Source organism: Pedobacter sp. Leaf194 (assembly GCF_001423945.1).
Classification (GTDB): domain Bacteria; phylum Bacteroidota; class Bacteroidia; order Sphingobacteriales; family Sphingobacteriaceae; genus Pedobacter.
Genome location: NZ_LMPU01000014.1, coordinates 1 through 19,280, shown reverse-complemented (window position 1 = coordinate 19,280; position 19,280 = coordinate 1). Strand labels below are relative to the sequence as shown.

Annotated in this window: 20 protein-coding genes; 15 read left to right on the top strand and 5 right to left on the bottom strand. The window is 40.5% G+C overall.

Annotation, left to right across the window (positions count from 1 at the left end; all coding sequences use genetic code 11):
- Nucleotides 1–27 precede the first annotated feature (27 nt).
- From ASG14_RS18865 to ASG14_RS18800, 14 genes are all read left to right on the top strand, one after another.
- Nucleotides 28–1,017 (top strand): glycosyltransferase family protein, encoded by a 990-nt coding sequence (locus ASG14_RS18865; RefSeq protein WP_056872634.1) that lies wholly within the window; start codon nucleotides 28–30, stop codon nucleotides 1,015–1,017.
- A 482-nt stretch (nucleotides 1,018–1,499) separates the two neighbouring features.
- Nucleotides 1,500–2,480 (top strand): DUF6427 family protein, encoded by a 981-nt coding sequence (locus tag ASG14_RS18860; protein WP_056872633.1) that lies wholly within the window; start codon nucleotides 1,500–1,502, stop codon nucleotides 2,478–2,480.
- 127 nt (nucleotides 2,481–2,607) lie between these two features.
- Nucleotides 2,608–3,342, top strand: coding sequence for a type III pantothenate kinase (locus ASG14_RS18855; protein WP_056872632.1), 735 nt, complete (start codon nucleotides 2,608–2,610; stop codon nucleotides 3,340–3,342).
- A complete protein-coding gene (locus ASG14_RS18850) occupies nucleotides 3,323–4,633 on the top strand; it encodes a hypothetical protein (RefSeq protein WP_082491717.1) in 1,311 nt (436 codons plus the stop codon). The genes ASG14_RS18855 and ASG14_RS18850 overlap by 20 nt, the downstream gene beginning before the upstream one ends.
- A gap of 3 nt (nucleotides 4,634–4,636) precedes the next feature.
- On the top strand, nucleotides 4,637–5,212 hold the full coding sequence (locus tag ASG14_RS18845; RefSeq protein WP_056872745.1) for a hypothetical protein: 576 nt from the start codon (nucleotides 4,637–4,639) through the stop codon (nucleotides 5,210–5,212).
- Between the two features lie 140 nt (nucleotides 5,213–5,352).
- Nucleotides 5,353–7,428 carry a SurA N-terminal domain-containing protein gene (locus ASG14_RS18840; protein ID WP_369817236.1) on the top strand — a complete coding sequence of 692 codons (2,076 nt, stop codon included), beginning with the start codon at nucleotides 5,353–5,355 and terminating at the stop codon, nucleotides 7,426–7,428.
- Nucleotides 7,429–7,493: 65 nt separating this feature from the next.
- Complete coding sequence (locus ASG14_RS18835) at nucleotides 7,494–8,009, top strand: DUF2480 family protein (RefSeq protein ID WP_056872630.1); 516 nt, start codon at nucleotides 7,494–7,496, stop codon at nucleotides 8,007–8,009.
- Between the two features lie 90 nt (nucleotides 8,010–8,099).
- Nucleotides 8,100–8,873: a DUF3108 domain-containing protein gene (locus ASG14_RS18830; RefSeq protein WP_056872629.1), complete on the top strand. Its 774-nt coding sequence runs from the start codon at nucleotides 8,100–8,102 to the stop codon at nucleotides 8,871–8,873.
- Between the two features lie 2 nt (nucleotides 8,874–8,875).
- On the top strand, nucleotides 8,876–9,439 hold the full coding sequence (locus tag ASG14_RS18825; RefSeq protein ID WP_056872744.1) for a DUF3109 family protein: 564 nt from the start codon (nucleotides 8,876–8,878) through the stop codon (nucleotides 9,437–9,439).
- Between the two features lie 424 nt (nucleotides 9,440–9,863).
- Nucleotides 9,864–10,916 (top strand): dTDP-glucose 4,6-dehydratase, encoded by a 1,053-nt coding sequence (gene rfbB, locus ASG14_RS18820; protein ID WP_056872628.1) that lies wholly within the window; start codon nucleotides 9,864–9,866, stop codon nucleotides 10,914–10,916.
- On the top strand, nucleotides 10,916–11,458 hold the full coding sequence (rfbC, locus tag ASG14_RS18815; protein ID WP_056872627.1) for a dTDP-4-dehydrorhamnose 3,5-epimerase: 543 nt from the start codon (nucleotides 10,916–10,918) through the stop codon (nucleotides 11,456–11,458). The genes rfbB and rfbC overlap by 1 nt, the downstream gene beginning before the upstream one ends.
- Before the next feature lies 1 nt (nucleotide 11,459).
- A complete protein-coding gene (gene rfbD, locus ASG14_RS18810; protein ID WP_056872626.1) occupies nucleotides 11,460–12,341 on the top strand; it encodes a dTDP-4-dehydrorhamnose reductase in 882 nt (293 codons plus the stop codon).
- A 51-nt stretch (nucleotides 12,342–12,392) separates the two neighbouring features.
- Nucleotides 12,393–13,253 (top strand): glucose-1-phosphate thymidylyltransferase RfbA, encoded by an 861-nt coding sequence (gene rfbA / locus ASG14_RS18805; protein ID WP_056872625.1) that lies wholly within the window; start codon nucleotides 12,393–12,395, stop codon nucleotides 13,251–13,253.
- Between the two features lie 257 nt (nucleotides 13,254–13,510).
- Nucleotides 13,511–14,791 (top strand): nucleotide sugar dehydrogenase, encoded by a 1,281-nt coding sequence (locus tag ASG14_RS18800; protein WP_056872624.1) that lies wholly within the window; start codon nucleotides 13,511–13,513, stop codon nucleotides 14,789–14,791.
- Nucleotides 14,792–14,975: 184 nt separating this feature from the next.
- On the opposite strand, the gene ASG14_RS18795 is transcribed toward ASG14_RS18800, so the two are convergent.
- Nucleotides 14,976–15,365, bottom strand: a complete 390-nt coding sequence (locus ASG14_RS18795) for a hypothetical protein (RefSeq protein ID WP_056872623.1) — start codon at nucleotides 15,363–15,365, stop codon at nucleotides 14,976–14,978.
- Nucleotides 15,366–15,414: 49 nt separating this feature from the next.
- Between ASG14_RS18795 and ASG14_RS20740 the strand changes: the two genes are divergently transcribed.
- Entirely contained in the window at nucleotides 15,415–15,696 is a 282-nt protein-coding gene (locus ASG14_RS20740) for a hypothetical protein (RefSeq protein WP_162238754.1), read from the top strand.
- Between the two features lie 203 nt (nucleotides 15,697–15,899).
- Here ASG14_RS20740 and ASG14_RS20345 read toward each other — a convergent pair whose 3' ends face one another.
- From ASG14_RS20345 to ASG14_RS18770, 4 genes are all read right to left on the bottom strand, one after another.
- Entirely contained in the window at nucleotides 15,900–16,268 is a 369-nt protein-coding gene (locus ASG14_RS20345; protein ID WP_056872621.1) for a hypothetical protein, read from the bottom strand.
- A 94-nt stretch (nucleotides 16,269–16,362) separates the two neighbouring features.
- The gene (locus tag ASG14_RS18780) at nucleotides 16,363–17,121 is read right to left on the bottom strand and encodes a hypothetical protein (protein ID WP_056872620.1); all 759 of its coding nucleotides are present in this window, start codon (nucleotides 17,119–17,121) and stop codon (nucleotides 16,363–16,365) included.
- 371 nt (nucleotides 17,122–17,492) lie between these two features.
- Nucleotides 17,493–17,681 (bottom strand): hypothetical protein, encoded by a 189-nt coding sequence (locus ASG14_RS18775; protein WP_056872743.1) that lies wholly within the window; start codon nucleotides 17,679–17,681, stop codon nucleotides 17,493–17,495.
- 214 nt (nucleotides 17,682–17,895) lie between these two features.
- A complete protein-coding gene (locus ASG14_RS18770; protein ID WP_056872619.1) occupies nucleotides 17,896–18,726 on the bottom strand; it encodes a hypothetical protein in 831 nt (276 codons plus the stop codon).
- Nucleotides 18,727–19,280: the final 554 nt, after the last annotated feature.

The following is a 19,280-nucleotide window of genomic DNA, read 5'->3' as shown; positions in this document are numbered from 1 at the left end:
TAATTTTAGATATTCGGCCTTTATCAGATGAAAATACTTTACGCAATTCAAGGTACGGGCAACGGGCACATCAGCAGGGCGAGAGAAATTATCCCTTTGCTTCAGAAATATGGCGAGCTAGATATTTTAGTAAGTGGAACCCAGGCCGATGTTAAACTCAGTCAGCCGGTGAAATACCAGTTGCATGGCTTCAGCTTTATCTTCGGTAAAAAAGGCGGTGTAGATCATTTTAAAACCTGGCTGAGCATGAATCTTTTTCGTTTCAGGAAAGACATGAAGCAACTTCAGCTTAAGGATTACAACCTGATTGTTAACGATTTTGAGCCGGTAAGTGCCTGGGCCTGCAAATTGCAGGGTATAGAATGCGTTTCACTCAGCCATCAGGCTGCTTTTAAATCTAAAAAGGTGCCCAGGCCTAGAACCATAGATTGGGGCAAGGTTATTCTCAGTCATTATGCGCCAACGAAATACCACATCGGCTTTCATTTCGACAGGTACGATAATTTTATTTACACGCCAGTAATCCGTTCCGAAATCAGGCAGCTGGAAAGTAAAAATCTGGGTCACTATACCGTTTACTTACCCGCTGTAGACGACCGCCGGCTGGTAAAATTGCTGGTGCAAATTCCAGGCGTAAACTGGCAGGTGTTCTCCAAACACAGTAAAGAAAGTTATCAGGAGCAAAATGTTTCCGTTTCACCTGTAAACAACGAAATGTTTAACAAAAGCCTTGCAACTTGTGAAGGTCTTTTTACCGGTGGCGGCTTTGAGGGCCCTGCCGAAGCGCTATTTTTAGGCAAAAAGCTTTTGGTTGCGCCTATGCGGTTTCAGTTCGAACAACAATGTAACGCGTATGCGCTAAAACAATTTGGTTTGCCGGTAATTTGGGGAAGTACCAGAAACTGGTTGCCAATTGTAAAGCAATGGGTAGAAAATCCGCAAAGACATGAGTTTGATTTCCCTGATGAAACCGCAAAAATTATAGATGACATGGTTAAAAAGTACGCAAGAATATAAGCTACGGCGTTGAAAACTTTTGCCAAAAGAATTACTACTCAATCCCATCCTACACCACACCGACAAAAAATTCTGTGTTAATCTGTGTTTCTGTGGCAAAAGGAAATCTTTATAAGAAAAGAATTACCATCCTAAAACAACACTGACAAAAATTCTGTGTCAATCTGTGTTTCTGTGGCAAAAGGAAATCTCTATCAGAAAAGAATTACCATCCTAAAACAACACCGACAGAAAAATTCTGTGTCAATCCGTGTTTCCGTGGCAAAAGTAAATCTCTATAAGAAAAAAATTACCATCCCCAAACAACACCGACAAAAAATTCTGTGTTAATCCGTGTTTCTGTTGCAAAAGTAAATCTGCATTTCTGCGGCAAACAGAGTACGGATCCAAAGAAAAAACCCGTGGAACATTCAACATGATACTTGGTGTTTCTTCCTCAATCCTTAAAATAATTTCTTTACTTTGCCAATTCTACAAAAGGCATGATTAATCAGTTTAAAAAGTTAAATCCAGTTAACCTCATTTTGCTGTTAGCATATACGTTTTTTATGCGTATTGTTATCTTTTATGAATTGCCTGCCCAGTTAAATTTCGATTTTCTGGAACCTTTTGCAAGACTGTTGATTAACATCAATTTCGAAAAGGCTTTTTCTCCTTCAACAAATGTTTTTTTTGCAACGGTGTTAGTCTTTATTCAGGCGCTTATTTTCAACAGGGTTATTAACAATCATAACCTGCTGGCAAAACCCAGTTTCCTGCCTGCGCTTATGTACATAACCGGGGCAAGCTTGTTTCTGCCATTTATGATTTTAAGTCCGGCGCTAATCTGTAACTTTCTTTTAATCTGGTTAATAGATAAATTTCTCAAGCTCAACAAAAGTTTAAACTCTATAACAACCGTATTCGATATCGGGATGATAATTGCCATTGGCACCTTAATTTATTTCCCGTTTATGGCTATGTTATTGATGATTTTTTTGTCATTACTTCTTTTTCGATCTTTCAACTGGAGGGAATGGGTTGCAGGCCTGGTAGGCTTTTTAACCGTGTTCTTCTTTCTTGCGGTATTTTATTTCTGGAAAGATAACCTAACCTCATTTTATCAAATCTGGAAACCATTGGGAAACAAGTTTCCATCTGTTTTTAAAATCAATTATAACGACTACCTGGTGTTAATTCCGGTTGTTGTGATAATCATACTTGCCTCCCTGCAGCTAAGGGAAAACTTTTTTAGGAGTTTTATCAGCACCAGAAAGGGTTTCCAAATGTTGTTTTTTATGTTTCTGGTATCGGCGGCGAGTTTTTATTTAAAGCCCGATTTTAGAACATGGCATTTTCTACTCTGTGTACCCCCAGGAGCGGTACTTTTGGCTTATTATTTTAGCAACGCGAAGAAAAGGTGGTTTTACGAAACACTCTTTCTTCTGTTTGTACTTTCTGTGCAGTACTTTCTCTTTGTTTAACCTTTTTTAACAAAATGATTCCTCAAAACTTGTTAAAGATTAATAGCTTTGTGGCACGATTGCAGAGTTTTTGTGCTTTTCGATGGTGGGAATATGAAGATGGGGTTATTGATTCTTATTCAGATAGATGCATAATTTAAGTATTGATATCGGTAATACTTCAACCAAGATTGCAGTTTTTGCAGGTAAGGAAATTATACATTATCAGCGTTTCGAGGCCTTAACGGTGGATGAACTGCTCCTGTTGATTGAAAAGTATAGCATCAACAAATCGATAATAAGTACTGTAGATGAAGAAATTGATGCACTTGAGCATTATTTGAAGCGTAGTACAGCATACATTCGTTTCTCTGCGATGCTTACAAATGGCGTGCAAAATAAGTATCAAACGCCGGCAACGCTTGGTTTAGATAGGTGGGCGGCTATGTTGGGTGCAAATGGGGCGTTTCCGGGCAATTCCTGTCTGGTGATTGATGCCGGAACGTGCATAACCTATGATTTGCTTGCTGCAGATAGTACCTATTTCGGCGGTAGTATAAGTCCGGGGATAGCCATGCGCTTTAACGCTGTACACCAGTTTACGGGTCGGTTGCCTTTGGTAAGCTGGAATGCGGAGATGGAAATTCCGGAGGGTAGAGATACAAAAACGGCGCTACAAAATGGTATTTTGCAGGGCGTAATAAATGAAATTTCAGGGTTTATAGCCCTCAACAATAAAAAAGAAAGTGCCTTAAAGGTTATTTTAACGGGTGGCGATGCAGATTTTTTGTTTAACCAATTACAAAACAGCATCTTTGCGCCTCAAATAATAAAAGATCCCTATTTGGTTTTAAAAGGATTAAATGAAGCTATTGCAGATTAAAATGTACAAAAGAATAAATTATATTGCAGCCATACTCGTTCTAGTTTGTGGTTTAAGTGCTCAGGCACAGGTTACCACGTCATCACCGTATTCCAGATATGGACTTGGAAATGTTAAAGGTTCTTTACTGCCACAACTTCGGGCAATGGGTGGAATATCTACTGCAGTGGGTGCAATAAACGGGTTTAACTACATCAATATGCAAAACCCGGCTTCATATTCCAGCATCAATTTAACCACAATTGATATTGGTATGAGTGCGAGTATTACCGATTTGTCTAGGAGCAACTTAAGTGAATCAAGCTTTAACGCTACTTTTAGTCACATTGCTTTCGCGGTGCCGGTAACTAAAAAATCTGCATTGAGTTTTGGTATCCTGCCATATTCCGATTTAGGTTACAGTTATAAAAATTCGGTAAAAGTTGATACGCTTTCCGTTGCACAGCTTTATGAAGGAGAAGGCGGCTTATCAAAAGCGTACCTAGGTTATGGTTACAAATTCGGAGACCACTTAAGCATTGGCGGTAACGTTGAATATATTTTTGGCAATTTGTTAACCACAAGAGCTACCGAATACTCTACCACAGGCGCAGTAAATGCAAAGCTTCAGAATAAAAAAAGTGTAGGTGGTTTAAATTATTCTTACGGTGTGCAGTACAATTTTGATTTGGCACCGAAGGTATCTATGACTTTGGGCTATTCGGGCAGCAGTTCGGGTAACGTAAGCTCTAAACAATCTTTTTATGCAACACATTACACCCGCGACGCTAATGGGAATGAAAACACCGCACTCGATACATTAAGTGCTGTTGTAAATACAAAATCGAACCTGAGTTTACCGCTTACGCATAATTTCGGTATTTCGATACAGGAAACTGATAAATGGTTAATTGGTGCAGATTTTAGAATGAGTAAATGGGCTGATGTAAGCATAAACAACGTTAACCAGGGTTTGCAAAACAGTTGGGGCGCATCTTTGGGTAGTCAGTTTACGCCAGATATCACTTCATACAACAGTTATTTCAAACGCGTTGATTACCGTTTAGGCGTTAATTTTGATAAAACCTACATTAAAATAGGCAATCAGGACATTAAGCAAATGGGTGCTTCGATAGGTTTCGGTTTTCCATTGCCTTCTGCAAACGGCTTATCATTCTATAAAATCAATTTCACCACAGAAATTGGCCAGCGTGGAACTTTAACAGATAATCTTGTAAAAGAAAAATACATTAACTTTCATTTAGGCTTTACTTTGAATGATAAGTGGTTCCGTAAGTATAAGGTAGACTAATTGATGCATAAGGCATTTTTATATGGCTTAATTTTCCTGATACCAGTTATTTTGGTGTCCTGTGGAGATGATGACCTGAAAAAAGCCAATCCGGTTACCAGTCAGAAAATACTGCTCAACAGAGATAGAACCATTGGTGTCGAAATCATTTACAGTGATTCGGCAAGGGTAAAGGCCAAAGGCAATGCGCCGATTATGGATAAGGTGACCACCCAAACTGGCAGCACGTATCAGGAAATGATCAAAGGCGTAAAAATTGATTTTTTCAATGTTAATGAGCCGGGCGTAATAGATGGCACGTTAATTTGCGATTATGCCATCCGAAAAGAACAGGAACAGAAAACTTTCTTTAGAAAGAACGTGATTGTAAAAAATGCCAAGGGCGATACGTTTTCATCAGAAGAACTCATCTGGGATGAAGCCAAGAAGATTTTTTACTCAAAACAGCGGGTGGTGGTTAAAGGCATAGACGGCAGCATTCTCGAAGGGATAGATTTCGAAGCGCCGCAGGATTTCAGCACATATACGTTCAATCAGGGAACGGGTCAGACCATAATGAAGGATGCAATAGCGCCTTAAAATCATCGTTTTCCGGGGCTCTATTTGCTTAAAAATTAAACAGTTGATAAATAAAATTTTGTGTTTTCTTTTTTGAGGCAAATTTGTATCTTGCGCCCTCTTAAAAAAAACTAAATAATATAAAGTACAATATGGGATTAATGACATTTTTGCGTAACCGTGCAGGCTATATACTGGTGTTTGCTATAGGTTTTGCAATTGTTGCATTTTTAGTAGGTGATGCAATTAACGTGGGTAAGCCTTTCTGGGCCGCAAACCAAAAAACAGTTGGTTCTGTTGATGGAAAAGACATCAGTATCGATGATTTCGGGCCGAAGGTAGAGCAAAATTTAAATCAGTTTAAACAACAATACGGTGGTAGTGCTAACGCACAAATGACTGCAATGGCTGTAGATCAGGCATGGAACGCAGAACTAGCCGGCGTTTTACTAAATAAAGAATACGATCGTTTAGGCTTAACCGTTTCTGAAGATGAACTGGTTGATTTATTGGTTGGCCAGAATCCAAGTCCATTAATCAAACAATATTTCACAAATCCACAAACTGGTCAGTTGGACCGCATGCAGTTAAACAGCTTTTTAAAGTCGAAAGATCCACAGGCTCAAAACCAATCTGCCATGTTGCAAACTGAAGTTAAAAATCAAACGTTACAACAAAAATATTCTAACTTAATTCGCAACTCCGTTTATGTAACTTCATTGGAAGCGACTGATGAATACACCAACCGTAATAAGCTGGCGAATTTCAAGTATGTAAATTTAGATTACACAACAATTCCGGATGCATCTGTTAAATTGACTGATGCGGATTATTCTGAATATTACGATGCAAACAAAGCACGTTTCAATAATCCACAGGAAACGCGTTCATTTGAATATGTTGCCTTCAGCATCAAACCTACAAAAGCAGATTCGTTAGCGGTTAAAACGCAGATTGATAAGCTTGCTGCAGACTTCAAAGTAGCAAAAAACGATTCGCTTTTTGCAGCAATTAATTCTGATGTTAAAGTACCTTTTACCTACATTACTAAAGGCAAATTGGATCCTGCTGTTGATTCGGCTGTATTTTCTTTGCCAGCAGGTAGCTATTATGGTCCGGCTTTATCTGGTAACTCTTATAAAGTTATCAAAGTGGTGTCAACCCGTACTTCTCCCGATTCGGTAAAAGTAAGCCACATCTTAATAGACCCGGCTAAAGTTGGCGGCGAAGATAAAGCTGTTAAACTAGCCGATTCGTTAAAAGGCGTAATTGCAAAAGGTGGCAGTTTCGCTGAACTGGCAAAAACATTTAGTGTAGATGGTTCGAAAGATCAAGGTGGTTCTATGCCTGCATTCGCACGTGGTGCCATGGTTCCGGAATTTGAAAACGCGGCATTCGATGGAAGCGTTGGGGAGCTGAAAGTTGTTAAATCTCAATTCGGTTACCACATCATGAAAATCGAAAAACAAATTGGTTCATCTAAAGTTGCTAAACTTGCTTATGTAGAGAAATCTTTAACCGCAAGCAGCAAAACTCAGGCTTCAGCATATAAAGCAGCTAGTAATTTCCTTGCCGATGTTAAAGGCAGCGACTTTGCTAAACTTGCAGAAAAAGATAAATTAAAAGTTGCGGTAGCTGATAAAATCACTGCGACACAAGGCTTCGCACCAGGCTTAGATAGCCCGCGTAAATTAATTCAGGATGCTTATGCTGCCGATAAAGGCGACGTTTTGCCTGAAATTTACACCATGGGTGATGCTTATGTTGTTGCCCGTTTAACTGATGTTAAACCTAAAGGTACTTTGCCATTAGATGCGGTTAAGAAAGAAATTCAGCCAATGGTGCTAAATGCCGCAAAAGCTAAAATGCTGAAAGCAAAATTCGAAGGTGCTGGAAAGGCTGGTTTGGCGCAAATTGCTTCTAAAGTTGCCCGCCCGATAATGCCGGTTCAAAACATTGTGTTTGCAAACCCGATTATTCCAGGCATTGCACAGGAAAACAAATTGGTAGGTAGTGTATTTGGTGCTGAGCCAGGTAAAGTTTCTGCTCCAATAGATGGCGAACGTGGCGTTTATGTGTTCTCGGTAGATGGATTTACAAATCCTGCTCCGATTGCAAACATGTTTAAGCAAAAAGAAACTATGATGTTGACTTTAGGCCAGCGTTCATTAGGCGCAGCTTTCCAGGCTTTACAAGATAATGCGAAGATAAAAGACAATCGCGTGAAATTCTATTAATTAGAAATTGCGTAATTTTGTAACCGTTCCAAGTCATATTGGAACGGTTTTTTTATTTCAAGCATATGGAAATCCAGGAAAATTTCGTCAACAAAGTTGCAAATAGTGGTTTAATTACTTTAAATCTCGAAGACTATTACCATTCGGGAGAACGGGTTGTTTATGACATTAAAGAAAACCTTTTCCATGGTTTAATGCTTAGGGAGAAAGATTTTAGGGAGTTTATCAAAACCCACGACTGGTCGCAATACCAGGGTAAAAACGTTTCTATTATTTGTTCTGCCGATGCAATTGTGCCAACATGGGCCTATATGCTTTTAGCGAACAAATTAAAACCTTATGCAAACGAAGTTGTGTTTGGTGGTTTAGATACGCTTGAAGCGGTTATGTTTTCGAAGGCACTTGGTAAAATTAACCCACAGGATTTCGCAAATGAACGGGTTGTCGTAAAAGGCTGTGGCGATATTGACATTCCGGTTTCTGCCTATGTGGAAATTACCAACTTGCTTACGCCCGTAGTGAAAAGCATTATGTTCGGCGAACCATGCTCTACTGTTCCGGTATTTAAAAGGAAAGATTAATTTTTGGTTTGCTTTTTGCATATCTTGTAAAGATAACTGCACTATTTGTTTATTTTGCAGGCATTAACACACAATTGAGACACCAAGCAAATGAAAAGATTATCCGTCATTTTCACCTGTATCCTGTTTACTTTAATTGCTGCTGCGCAGGAATTGCCGCTCAAAAAGGAGGCTGTTTTTCAGGAGGGAGAGATTCTAAGTTATAAACTGCGGTACGGTTTTATCACAGCTGCGGAAGCTACTATAAAGGTTCAGAATTCAGATTTAAAGTTTGATAACAAGCCAACCTGGAAACTAACTGTCGATGCGCAAACCTCTGGAACCTTCGATGTTTTTTATAAAATCCGCGACCATTACGATTCCTATATTGATAAGAAAGATTTACTGCCTTATTTCTATCAGGAAAATATTAGGGAGGCTAGTTATAAAAGGCAAGATAAGGCCCGCTTTTCGCAGGATGCAAAAAAAGTGGTTTCTAACAGGGGCACTTTTACAACACCAACAACGCAAACTTTCGATTTAGTTTCTGCTTATTATTTTGCCAGGAGTTTAGACATTTCCAAACTTAAAATGGGCGATAAGTTTAAACTTAATTATTTTCTTGGCGATGAAATTTCGGCTCTGGAAGTTGAATATGTTGGCAAAGAAACAGTAAAAAATAAGTTAGGAAACATTCGTTGTTTAAAATTTAGTCCTTCAATTAAACCTGGAAGAATCTTTAAAAAAGACAGTCGTTTGTATCTTTGGGTTACCGATGATGGAAACCGTGTTCCGGTAAAAGCACAGGTTGAAATCCTGGTTGGCGCAGTAACCATGGAATTGAAATCTGCACAGGGTTTAAAGTATGCGTTAGCAAAAGATTAATGATGATAGAAGTAGAACAGGTGCTCGTGCACGAAGATGTTTTAAAGGAGAACTTTGTTTGTAATTTGAGTAAATGCAAAGGCATTTGCTGTGTTGAAGGCGATTCTGGTGCACCGTTAGATAACGATGAAAAGGCCGTACTGGAAGAAATTTACCCGAAGATTAAGCATCTTTTGAATGAAAAAGGCATCAAGGCGATTGAGGAGCAAGGTGTTTATGTTGTAGATGAAGATGGCGATTTGACCACACCCTGTGTTGATAAAAATAAGGAATGCGCCTACGTGCTTTTCGAAAGTGGTATTACGAAATGTGCCATCGAGAAAGCTTACGAGCAGGGCATTGTAGATTGGCAAAAACCTATTTCCTGTCACTTATACCCAATCCGGATTACTAAATACCCCGAGTTTGAAGTGTTGAATTATGATCGCTGGCACATCTGCCATGACGCATGTACTTTCGGCCGCGAATTAAAAGTGCCTGTGTACAGTTTTTTAAAAGGACCACTTATCCGCAAGTATGGCGAAGCCTGGTACACCGCACTCGAAGAATCCGTAGCTGCAATGTAGTCTGCCATCGAAATTGTTCGGGAACGCATCAGCATTTGTTCGGGCGCTGTTCGGGAGAGCTTCGGGAAACGTTCGGAAAGAAATTTACTCAACCTCGTATCAACTTTGTGAAATCTTTGCCTGCAAGCGGATAAAGAGACGAGCAAGTGACGATGAAATTAATTGCTTGTTAGAATTTTTAGCTAAAACTTGTGCCAGTAATCAGCAAAGAAAGGAAAATAACACGCTTAGCCAATATAACTTGATGAGCACGGGTGTTGGGCTTCTGGCATGCGGGCATCGTCATTTGTTTGTTCAATAGCCGCCTGGTAGTCCATAAATCAAATTATCTCGCTTAGATGTTCAACAACAATTGGTTATTTGTAATAACTATGTTATTTTAGCCGTTTGAAAAATCATTTATACCCGATTATTTAATTATAACGTGAAGAAAATTCTAATTACCGGTGGTGCCGGCTTTATCGGCTCTCATGTAGTACGCCGTTTTGTAAATAACTACCCTGAGTACGAAATTGTAAATTTAGATAAGTTAACTTACGCGGGTAACCTGGCTAATTTGACTGATATCGAGAACAAGCCTAATTACAAGTTTGTAAAGGAAGATATTACAGATGCGACAGCAATGTTTGAGTTGTTCAAGGCTGAGAACTTTGATGCGGTAATTCATTTGGCTGCTGAAAGCCACGTCGATCGTTCAATTTCTGATCCAACCGCTTTCGTTATCACAAACGTAATCGGAACGGTTAATCTATTAAATGCGGCCAGGGAATATTGGAAAGGCGATTACGATAAAAAAAGATTTTACCACGTCAGTACTGATGAGGTTTATGGTGCGCTGGGCGATGAAGGTATGTTTACTGAAACGACTGCTTACGATCCACACAGCCCTTATTCGGCTTCAAAAGCAAGTTCTGATCATTTTGTTCGTGCTTATCACGACACTTATGGCATGGACTGCGTGATTTCAAACTGCTCAAATAATTATGGCTCACATCATTTTCCGGAGAAACTGATTCCTTTGGCCATCAATAATATTAAAAATAATAAGCCGGTACCCGTTTATGGTAAAGGGGAAAATGTTCGCGACTGGTTATGGGTTGAAGATCATGCCCGTGCAATAGATGTTATCTTCCACAATTCAAAAACTGGTGATACATACAATATCGGCGGCCATAATGAGTGGAAAAACATTGATTTGATTAACCTCCTTTGTACAATTATGGATCAAAAACTTGGTCGTGAAGAAGGAACATCGGCAAAACTCATTACCTATGTAACCGATAGGGCCGGCCATGATTTGCGTTATGCAATTGATTCGAGCAAATTACAGAATCAGCTGGATTGGGTACCAAGCTTGCAGTTTGAAGAAGGATTGGCCAAAACAGTTGATTGGTACCTGCAAAATGAAGACTGGTTAACGAATGTAACATCGGGAAACTATCAATCATACTACGAAAAACAATACAATCATAAATAATGGAAATTCAGGAAACAGGCTTAAAAGATTGTATCATCATCAAACCGAGAATTTTTGAGGATCCCCGGGGTTATCTTTTCGAGAGTTTTAATAAGAAGACTTTTGAAGAAAAGACAGGTTTATCAGGTAACTTTGTTCAGGATAACCAATCTTTCTCCTCTTACGGTGTAATCAGAGGCCTGCATGCGCAATCGGGCGAATTTGCCCAGGCTAAACTGGTTCGTGTACTTAAAGGTGAAGTTTTAGATGTGGCCGTTGATGTTCGTCCCGGCTCTCCTACCTTTGGTAAACACATCTCTGTGCGTTTAAGTGCTGAGAACAAGCTGCAACTATATATTCCAAGGGGCTTTCTGCATGGCTTTTCTGTTTTAAGTGAAACGGCAGAGTTTTTTTATAAGTGTGATAATTTTTATCAGAAATCTGCAGAAGTAGGCATCATGTACAACGATGCAGATTTAAACATTGATTGGATGGTGCCGGCCGATAAGGCGTCGGTATCAGAAAAAGATTTAATCCTCCAACCCTTCTCTTCGTTAAAATAATATGGCTAAAATATTGGTAATTGGTGCGGGTGGGCAGTTAGGGCAATGCCTTAAAACCGTGGCAGAGCGAAGAGGTATCAATGATATCGTTTTTCCCTCAGAAAAAGAAGCAAATATTTTGGATGCTGAAGGATTAAATACCTTACTTCAAAATGAAAAGCCATCTTTCGTAATCAATTGTGCTGCATATACGGCAGTTGACAAGGCCGAGGATGAAGTAGAATTATCAAAAGCAATTAACGAAACCGGTGCCGCTTACCTGGCGAATGCCTGCAAAGCCAACCAGGCAACCTTAATACACGTTTCTACAGATTTCGTTTTTGAAGGAAATGAAGTAAAGCTTCTTAAGGAAGATGATGTGGCCAATCCAATTAACGTTTATGGCCTTACCAAATTAGATGGCGAGAAAGCGGTTGAGGCAAACCTTGCTGAGCATTTTATCATTCGTACCAGCTGGCTGTATTCAGAATATGCAAATAACTTTGTTAAAACCATGCTTAAACTTGGTGCAGAGCGGGACGAACTGGGTATTATTGCTGATCAGGTTGGAACACCAACCTATGCCATCGATTTAGCCAATGCAATTTTCGACATTATCGCAGCAGGAAATAACAGCTATGGCGTTTACCACTACAGCAATGAAGGCGTAACCTCGTGGTTTGATTTCGCCAGGGCGATATTCGATATCAGCGGAACAGCTGTTAAGGCGAATCCCATTCCGGGCTCCGCCTACCCAACCAAGGCCAGGCGCCCTGCTTTTTCCGTAATGGATAAATCTAAAATTAAAGAAACATTTGGGCTAAATATTCCTTATTGGAGAGATAGCTTAGCTATTTGTATAAATGCAATAAATAGTAATAAATTTAATGAAACATATAGATAGTGGATTTTGCAGGCATTTGTATAAAATCTAAAATCTAAAATCTAAAATCCAATGAAAGGTATAATCTTAGCCGGCGGTAGCGGAACCCGTTTACATCCTTTAACTTTAGCTTGCAGTAAACAAATGATGCCGGTTTACGATAAGCCGATGATTTATTACCCGCTGTCTACACTAATGCTTGCGGGTATTAAGGAAATTCTAATTATTTCGACCCCTCACGATTTGCCAAACTTTGAGAAATTGCTCGGCGACGGTGCGACACTTGGTTGTAAATTCAGTTACGCTGTTCAGGCAGAACCAAATGGTTTAGCACAGGCTTTTGTTATCGGTGAAGAGTTTATCGGTAAAGATAAGGTTGCCTTAGTGTTGGGCGACAATATTTTTCACGGCGATGGAATGGCCAAATTATTACAGGCAAGTTCTAACCCTGAAGGTGGGGTTGTATTCGCCTACCAGGTTTCCGATCCGGAACGTTATGGTGTGGTAGAATTTGATGCTCATAAAAATGCGATTTCAATTGAAGAGAAACCAGTGCAACCTAAATCTGATTATGCAGTTCCCGGATTGTATTTTTACGATAACGAGGTTGTGGAAATTGCAAAGAACATCAAACCTTCTCCAAGAGGTGAGTACGAAATTACCGATATTAACAAAGTTTACCTGGAAAGAGGAACACTAAAAGTAGGCGTTTTAAGTCGTGGGACCGCCTGGTTAGATACCGGAACGTTCACATCACTGATGCAGGCAGGTCAGTTTGTTCAGATTATTGAAGAACGTCAGGGTTTAAAAATAGGGTGCATCGAGGAAATTGCCTATAGAATGGGATTTATTGATGCAGATCAGCTTAAAGCGATAGCTACCCCACTGGTTAAAAGTGGTTACGGCGCATACTTGTTGAAACAAATTAAATAATTTCTTTAGAGGTTATTCAAAGCGACCCGGGCTTTAAGCTAGGGTCGCTTTGATTTAGTTCAGCTTCGAAATACATCAGTTGTACGCATCCGGGTAAATCTTTCAGGCCGTTATAACAGCGCCATAAAAATCTTCCTTTATCCTATTAGGCTGCCGTGGGGATGAAATCAGATTACTTAGTCTTTTCGTAGCGCCTATACATCATGCGCCGGTTTTTAAACAAGTCTTTTTTTTATCTTTACCGCATAAACGAATAAATGGACAACAAAACGCGGATTGCAGTTATTGGGTTAGGTTACGTAGGCTTGCCATTGGCAATTGAGTTTGCTAAAAAATATCCGGTTATCGGCTTTGACACGAATGAAAGCAGGATAGCGGAATTGAAGCAATGCGCCGACGCCACCCGTGAGGCCAATTTAGACGAACTGCGGGAAGTTTTAAATCTTCAGGGTGAAACTGGTTTGCAACTTAGCGCCCATCTCCCGGAGATTAGTTCATGTTCTGTTTACATTGTTACCGTTCCAACGCCGATTGATCATTTAAAAAGACCTGATTTACAACCCCTACTTGCCGCTTCAAAAATGCTTGGCATCGTATTAAAAAAGGGCGACATTGTAATCTATGAATCGACGGTTTACCCCGGCTGCACAGAAGAAGATTGTGTGCCTGTGCTCGAGAAAATTTCAGGACTGGCATTTAATGAAGATTTTTTCTGCGGTTATTCCCCTGAGCGAATCAATCCAGGCGACAAAGTAAATACGCTTACAAAAATCAAAAAAGTTACCTCCGGTTCAACGCCCGAAATTGCAGCTCAAATCGATGCGCTTTACGCCAGCATCATTACCGCAGGCACGCACCTGGCACCGAGCATTAAAGTTGCCGAAGCATCTAAAGCGATAGAAAACGCACAGCGGGATGTGAACATATCTTTCGTAAATGAGCTGGCATTGATTTTCGACCGAATGGAAATTGATACTTCAGATGTATTGGCCGCCGCCTCCACGAAGTGGAATTTTTTAAATTATAAGCCAGGCCTGGTTGGCGGGCATTGTATTGGTGTCGACCCTTATTACCTTGCGCACAAATCTGAATCTCTCGGCTACAAACCCGAAGTAATCTTATCTGGCCGCCGGGTAAACGATAATATGGGTATGTTCGTTGCCAATAAAGTAATTAAAATGATGGTGGCCGCAGACAAAACCATCAAAAATTCACGGGTACTCATTTTAGGCTTCGCATTTAAGGAAAACTGCCCTGATGTGAGAAACACAAGGGTTATCGATATCTACAAAGAACTAAAATCATTCTCTATCAACGTTGACGTTTACGACCCCTGGGCAGATGTTCAGGTTGTAAAAAACGATTATGATATTGACTTATTAAAGGTGGAACCTACACAACCTTACGACGCAATTATTTTAGCTGTTGCACACCAAAAGTTTCTCAGTTTTGATTTCCGGTCTTTCAAGAATCAAGGGTGCATCATCTTCGATACCAAATCCTTAATCGACAGGAATTTAGCAGATGCGAGGTTGTAGGTTCAAGCTTGAAAACATTTAAGCCATTAGCTCCGGTAGAATACTGCCGGGTTGTTTCTTTTCTTATATACTTTAATCGAATAACTGTGCTCATTACTATCACATTACGGTTCGAGGAAATTGCCTTAAATCTCATGAAACTAAAGCGACTGGTTTTTTTTATAAGCCACTCGCTTTAGGTTAATTATCTACGATTTCTCATCCAGAAATAGACAAAACCAAGGCCTATTAACAACAATACAGCTATTGAGTAGATACGCTTTCCACCGGTTTTATTGGTTTTAGCTTCTGTTTTTTTCGCTATCGCCTTAGCATTTATATGCGAGTTTGAAGAAGTGATAGATTGATCGTGAATGCTATTACTTAAATGCATATGCTTTTTAATCTTGGCCCCGATTTTAATGTAAGTTGCTTGGCCACTGAAACCCTCTGCATTCGAATAACGAAATGCGCCAACAGGCCTGATTTCTGTAATCACATCCTTTTCAATACTGTCCCGAATTAATAGCACGCTTCTCAAATTTATTTCTTTTTCTTCCTTGTTTTCCAGGGATAGTTCCTGGTTGACATGCATTGATTTATTTGACTTAGAAATTGAACCGCAACTGGAACAAACGAAAAATATGCAGAAACAAAGCATGATTAGTTTATTCATTGTGAACTCCTTTCTTTTTTGGTTGCCAGCGGGCATATGTATATATGGTTTTCTGATGTCGCCATTTTCGGTAAACGCCATCACCCTCTCGACTACCGGCTACGTTCGTATTGCCTTCTATGCTAATTATCCAGTCGTGCTTTACCTGTTCTACCAAGCCGCAGTGGGCAACCCTGTTGAGCGCTGGGAAAAACAGTCCAAAGACATCACCAGCCGCAGGCGCACGCACGAGCCTGGAAGCTGGAAATAGTGCCAGGCTCCAGGCGGTCCGAGGAAGTGAAAATCCCGCCTGACCATAGACCCAGCTAACAAAAGCAGCGCACCATGCCCGTCCTTCAGGCTGATTGACATATCTCAGGTATTCAGCTACTTGTTTGCCGTGATTGTTTAACGGCCTTTCACGTACGCCAACTTGTGAGCGAGCAATGGCCAGTAGCTTGTTCTGTTCCTCACTTAGCAGATTGCGATCAGGCAACCTGTAGCCGAGCATAGCAGTAAAGCATAGCATGCCCAGTAGAATGCGAATTGTTGCCATGGCAGAAGTACATTAAACTGTGTAACAAAGTTCCAGCCTGCCGCCGGATGAAGCTTGTGATAAATAACCCTAAACAGCCAGGCGGTAACAACCAGGAGCAGTGCCCATGTTAGTATCGCCAGACCGATTACCTGAAATATAGCAGGGTCGATTAGAGCGGCTGTCGAACTGAAGCCTTGCCTGAAAGATGAGGCGGCCAGCCAGAAGAGTAATGCGAAAGTGGATAATTTTAAGAGCGTCTCAACATTCGGAATTACTTTTTGAATATCTGATGTTAAAGTTTTCATATTTTTTAAATTTAAATTGTTAATCACGATGAGCCGGACCCGCCTAGCTACTTTATGCACTACGCACAATCCGGCCCTCATGCCGCGGGCCTTCTTAGGCCATGCTAATTGCAGTTACACTTAATGAATTAAAAGCCCCGTTGTTCAGTGAATAGTAAACCGAGTTAACCTCCTGATAAAAGCTCACGCCGAACACCAATAAAATAGGTGCGAGTGCGTTTGCAGCCAGTGTGTTGCTCAACGTAAAACCTGGGGTGGTACTTTTGATAGGAAATGCATCAGATTCACTGATTTCCATTGTCCCCATTTCGACTGCATCATCAAAACTAACTAACGCAGCGCCTGCAGTAATTTTGTAATGGGTAGCGCCTTTTGGCTTATTCAGGTGCACGTCCGGGCGGATTTCGGGGATCACCACCTCAACCAGCCCGGTTGCCCGGTCTATGGATGGAACCGCAACCACAAACAAGGTGTTGTTCAGTGGCGCTGCTTCATTGAAGTTGAAATCCTTTAGAACGTTAAAGTTTTCATACAATACTTTTCGCTCACCCCTGATGTTGACAATGTCTGCTTTCATCATTTTAAAAACCCTGCTGGTTAATCTGACAGCCATCTTCGGGTCGTGTGTGAGCAGGATCATACTGCGAAGGATATCCCTGATTTTTTTTGATGCACGTGCAACCTCCGCAAATTCAGCGTTGTTTTCGCGTGTTCGCTGATATCCAGGGTCGTTCGCAATACGTTCGGCGCTGACGCCACCTCTTGTACGGGCCTGATAGCCATTTTTCGTTTTGAAGAAGGATAAGTCGCCGACTTTCCCGCTTAGCTTAATGATACTTTCTTGTTGTGCCATAATTTTTCTTTTTTAATTATGACCCAAAGGTGTGGTGTGACGAAAAAGGGCCAGTCGCGTTTGGCTCCTTTTGTCGCATTCGACCGCATTTATACCTTTTTGTCGTGTAAACCGGGCGCCGCTGCGCATATTGCTTCACAGTAAAGACGAGCTTCCGCCGTGGTTCCGTGCATCGCTATTGCGTCACTATCCGGTAATGATCCGATGATACCTGCCTGAAATTGCGTTTTAATGGAAGTGTAAGGATACGCAAGGGGAAAACAATAGATGAGGAGAAGGGAAAGGCGCTGGAAGGATGATGGTACAGCTGGCAGTGGGCTGGCACACGAAACACAATGTGGGGATTTGAAAAATAGGGATGACTTTTGTTCTTACCTGCATAATGAATTAAGCAGATTCAAATCGATACCGGTATAATCAGCAAACTCTTTGATGGTAACAAACTGGTGTTCCTCTTTTTTTAAGGCGAACCTGATGTTTTTTAAAAGTCTCTGAGCATAGCGCTGACCTTTTCCCGTAACGGCCGAAATGTCTTTCGGATAGATACAAAGTCTGTTCATAGCGGTTAATTTAACAGTCATCAATAAACAAATACGCTGACGTAACAATCCGAATGGTCATTGTAGAGCGGTTGTCCGAATCTAAAGGGTATTGGAACCCAGGAAGATGGTGCTTACGGCAACCTTGAACCAAATATAAGTAAAGGTTAAACGACAAACAAGGTACTTTGAGGTACATTGAGGTCTTTTCGCGACAAGCACTGACCATCAAAGATTAGAACCAGATTTTAAAGTCGCCAGATTTTGCCTGGCTTACGATCCGCTGCCTCTCGTGAACTAAATGGTTGAAGGGGTGTCTGATGATAAGCCGTATGCGCCTTGAAGGTATGGGAACCGCCTGAAAAATAAGCGCCCTATGGAGAATACAAAACGCATTGATTTGAAAATAGTCTGTGGCAGATACCAGTTTGCCATTCATTTTTATAGATTTCTTCGTTGTTGCTGTTGTCTTATCAAAATACTGAATCGTTATAACTCCATCAATTTTGCACAGACAGGCTATCTGGCCTTTTTCAATCCCAAATTGCTCAAGGTCAGTTTCGGTTAGTTGTACTGGTACATCCTTTATCATCTTTACCCGATGTATTTTTCGCAGCTGGCCCAATTCTTCCAAAACCGGCGCTATCTCGTTTTCATGTTCGAATGAAATTTTGGTTTTAAATTTGTAAACATCGAGGGCATAGACATAGAAGCCATTAAGCAGAACAATGAAGGTAACAACCAGGATAAAATCAATGGCAAAGAAGTGATTGCTTACTAAGTTGCCGCCATTTTTAATAAAAAAATAGATGGAGGCCAGGCCTAATTCGAAACCTATGGGCGCTGCCATCCCAATCAGTATTTGTGATATTAAGCGTTTGTAAATGTATTTTCTGTAAGGGTATCTTGTTTCCAGAAATTCATTGGCAACGTGAATGTAAAAAGCCAAAAACATAGCGATAACAAAGGTCGATAGCATTGCTAGCGGGAAGTCAGGCGCTAACAGCACGCCTATGTACCCCCAGCCCGAATTGATGGACAAGAGCAGGTAACTGCTTACTATCATTACAGATATAATTTGCCACCTACGGTGTAAAGGGCTCCCCAGGAAGCGCTTAAGAGCGTTCATAATCATTAAAATAAACGGTTAATTGGGATTTATTTGCCTGGGATGGTAAACCTAATGTACAAAAACATTCATGAATTCAAAACGGGCAGCAAGGTTTCAGCACTTTAAGCCCGTTGAAGGTAGCGGACTACTTAGATGAGAATAGCAGAACGTTTTGGCCTAGGCTTATAACCCATACACCATGTATGGGTTTTGCATTTTTTAGTATTCAAACGTTAACAAACAACATTAAAATAGATCATAACCACCAAAAAAACTTGTTCCATATTGCTTGGAAAGGGTTTCGGCGATAAATTCATGGTAATAAAAAATTATAATTATGAACAATGCATTAACTTCGATTTGAAACATTCGCAGACATTATCAAAAAAGGGTGGATTTTTGATAGGTTGAGGGATTTGCAATTATATCTTTCGTCTCAAAAAACGAAGCGTTAAAAATAAGTTGCGTATATTTAGAATCAGGCAAGTTGCGTATATTTAGAATCAGGC

Coding starts and splice junctions, on each gene's coding strand:
- ASG14_RS18865 (WP_056872634.1), top strand. CDS start 28: ATGAAAATACTTTACGCAATTCAAGGTACGGGCAACGGGCACATCAGC.
- ASG14_RS18860 (WP_056872633.1), top strand. CDS start 1,500: ATGATTAATCAGTTTAAAAAGTTAAATCCAGTTAACCTCATTTTGCTG.
- ASG14_RS18855 (WP_056872632.1), top strand. CDS start 2,608: ATGCATAATTTAAGTATTGATATCGGTAATACTTCAACCAAGATTGCA.
- ASG14_RS18850 (WP_082491717.1), top strand. CDS start 3,323: ATGAAGCTATTGCAGATTAAAATGTACAAAAGAATAAATTATATTGCA.
- ASG14_RS18845 (WP_056872745.1), top strand. CDS start 4,637: ATGCATAAGGCATTTTTATATGGCTTAATTTTCCTGATACCAGTTATT.
- ASG14_RS18840 (WP_369817236.1), top strand. CDS start 5,353: ATGACATTTTTGCGTAACCGTGCAGGCTATATACTGGTGTTTGCTATA.
- ASG14_RS18835 (WP_056872630.1), top strand. CDS start 7,494: ATGGAAATCCAGGAAAATTTCGTCAACAAAGTTGCAAATAGTGGTTTA.
- ASG14_RS18830 (WP_056872629.1), top strand. CDS start 8,100: ATGAAAAGATTATCCGTCATTTTCACCTGTATCCTGTTTACTTTAATT.
- ASG14_RS18825 (WP_056872744.1), top strand. CDS start 8,876: ATGATAGAAGTAGAACAGGTGCTCGTGCACGAAGATGTTTTAAAGGAG.
- rfbC (WP_056872627.1), top strand. CDS start 10,916: ATGGAAATTCAGGAAACAGGCTTAAAAGATTGTATCATCATCAAACCG.
- rfbD (WP_056872626.1), top strand. CDS start 11,460: ATGGCTAAAATATTGGTAATTGGTGCGGGTGGGCAGTTAGGGCAATGC.
- rfbA (WP_056872625.1), top strand. CDS start 12,393: ATGAAAGGTATAATCTTAGCCGGCGGTAGCGGAACCCGTTTACATCCT.
- ASG14_RS18800 (WP_056872624.1), top strand. CDS start 13,511: ATGGACAACAAAACGCGGATTGCAGTTATTGGGTTAGGTTACGTAGGC.
- ASG14_RS18795 (WP_056872623.1), bottom strand. CDS start 15,365: ATGCATGTCAACCAGGAACTATCCCTGGAAAACAAGGAAGAAAAAGAA.
- ASG14_RS20740 (WP_162238754.1), top strand. CDS start 15,415: ATGCAGAAACAAAGCATGATTAGTTTATTCATTGTGAACTCCTTTCTT.
- ASG14_RS20345 (WP_056872621.1), bottom strand. CDS start 16,268: ATGAAAACTTTAACATCAGATATTCAAAAAGTAATTCCGAATGTTGAG.
- ASG14_RS18780 (WP_056872620.1), bottom strand. CDS start 17,121: ATGGCACAACAAGAAAGTATCATTAAGCTAAGCGGGAAAGTCGGCGAC.
- ASG14_RS18775 (WP_056872743.1), bottom strand. CDS start 17,681: ATGAACAGACTTTGTATCTATCCGAAAGACATTTCGGCCGTTACGGGA.
- ASG14_RS18770 (WP_056872619.1), bottom strand. CDS start 18,726: ATGATAGTAAGCAGTTACCTGCTCTTGTCCATCAATTCGGGCTGGGGG.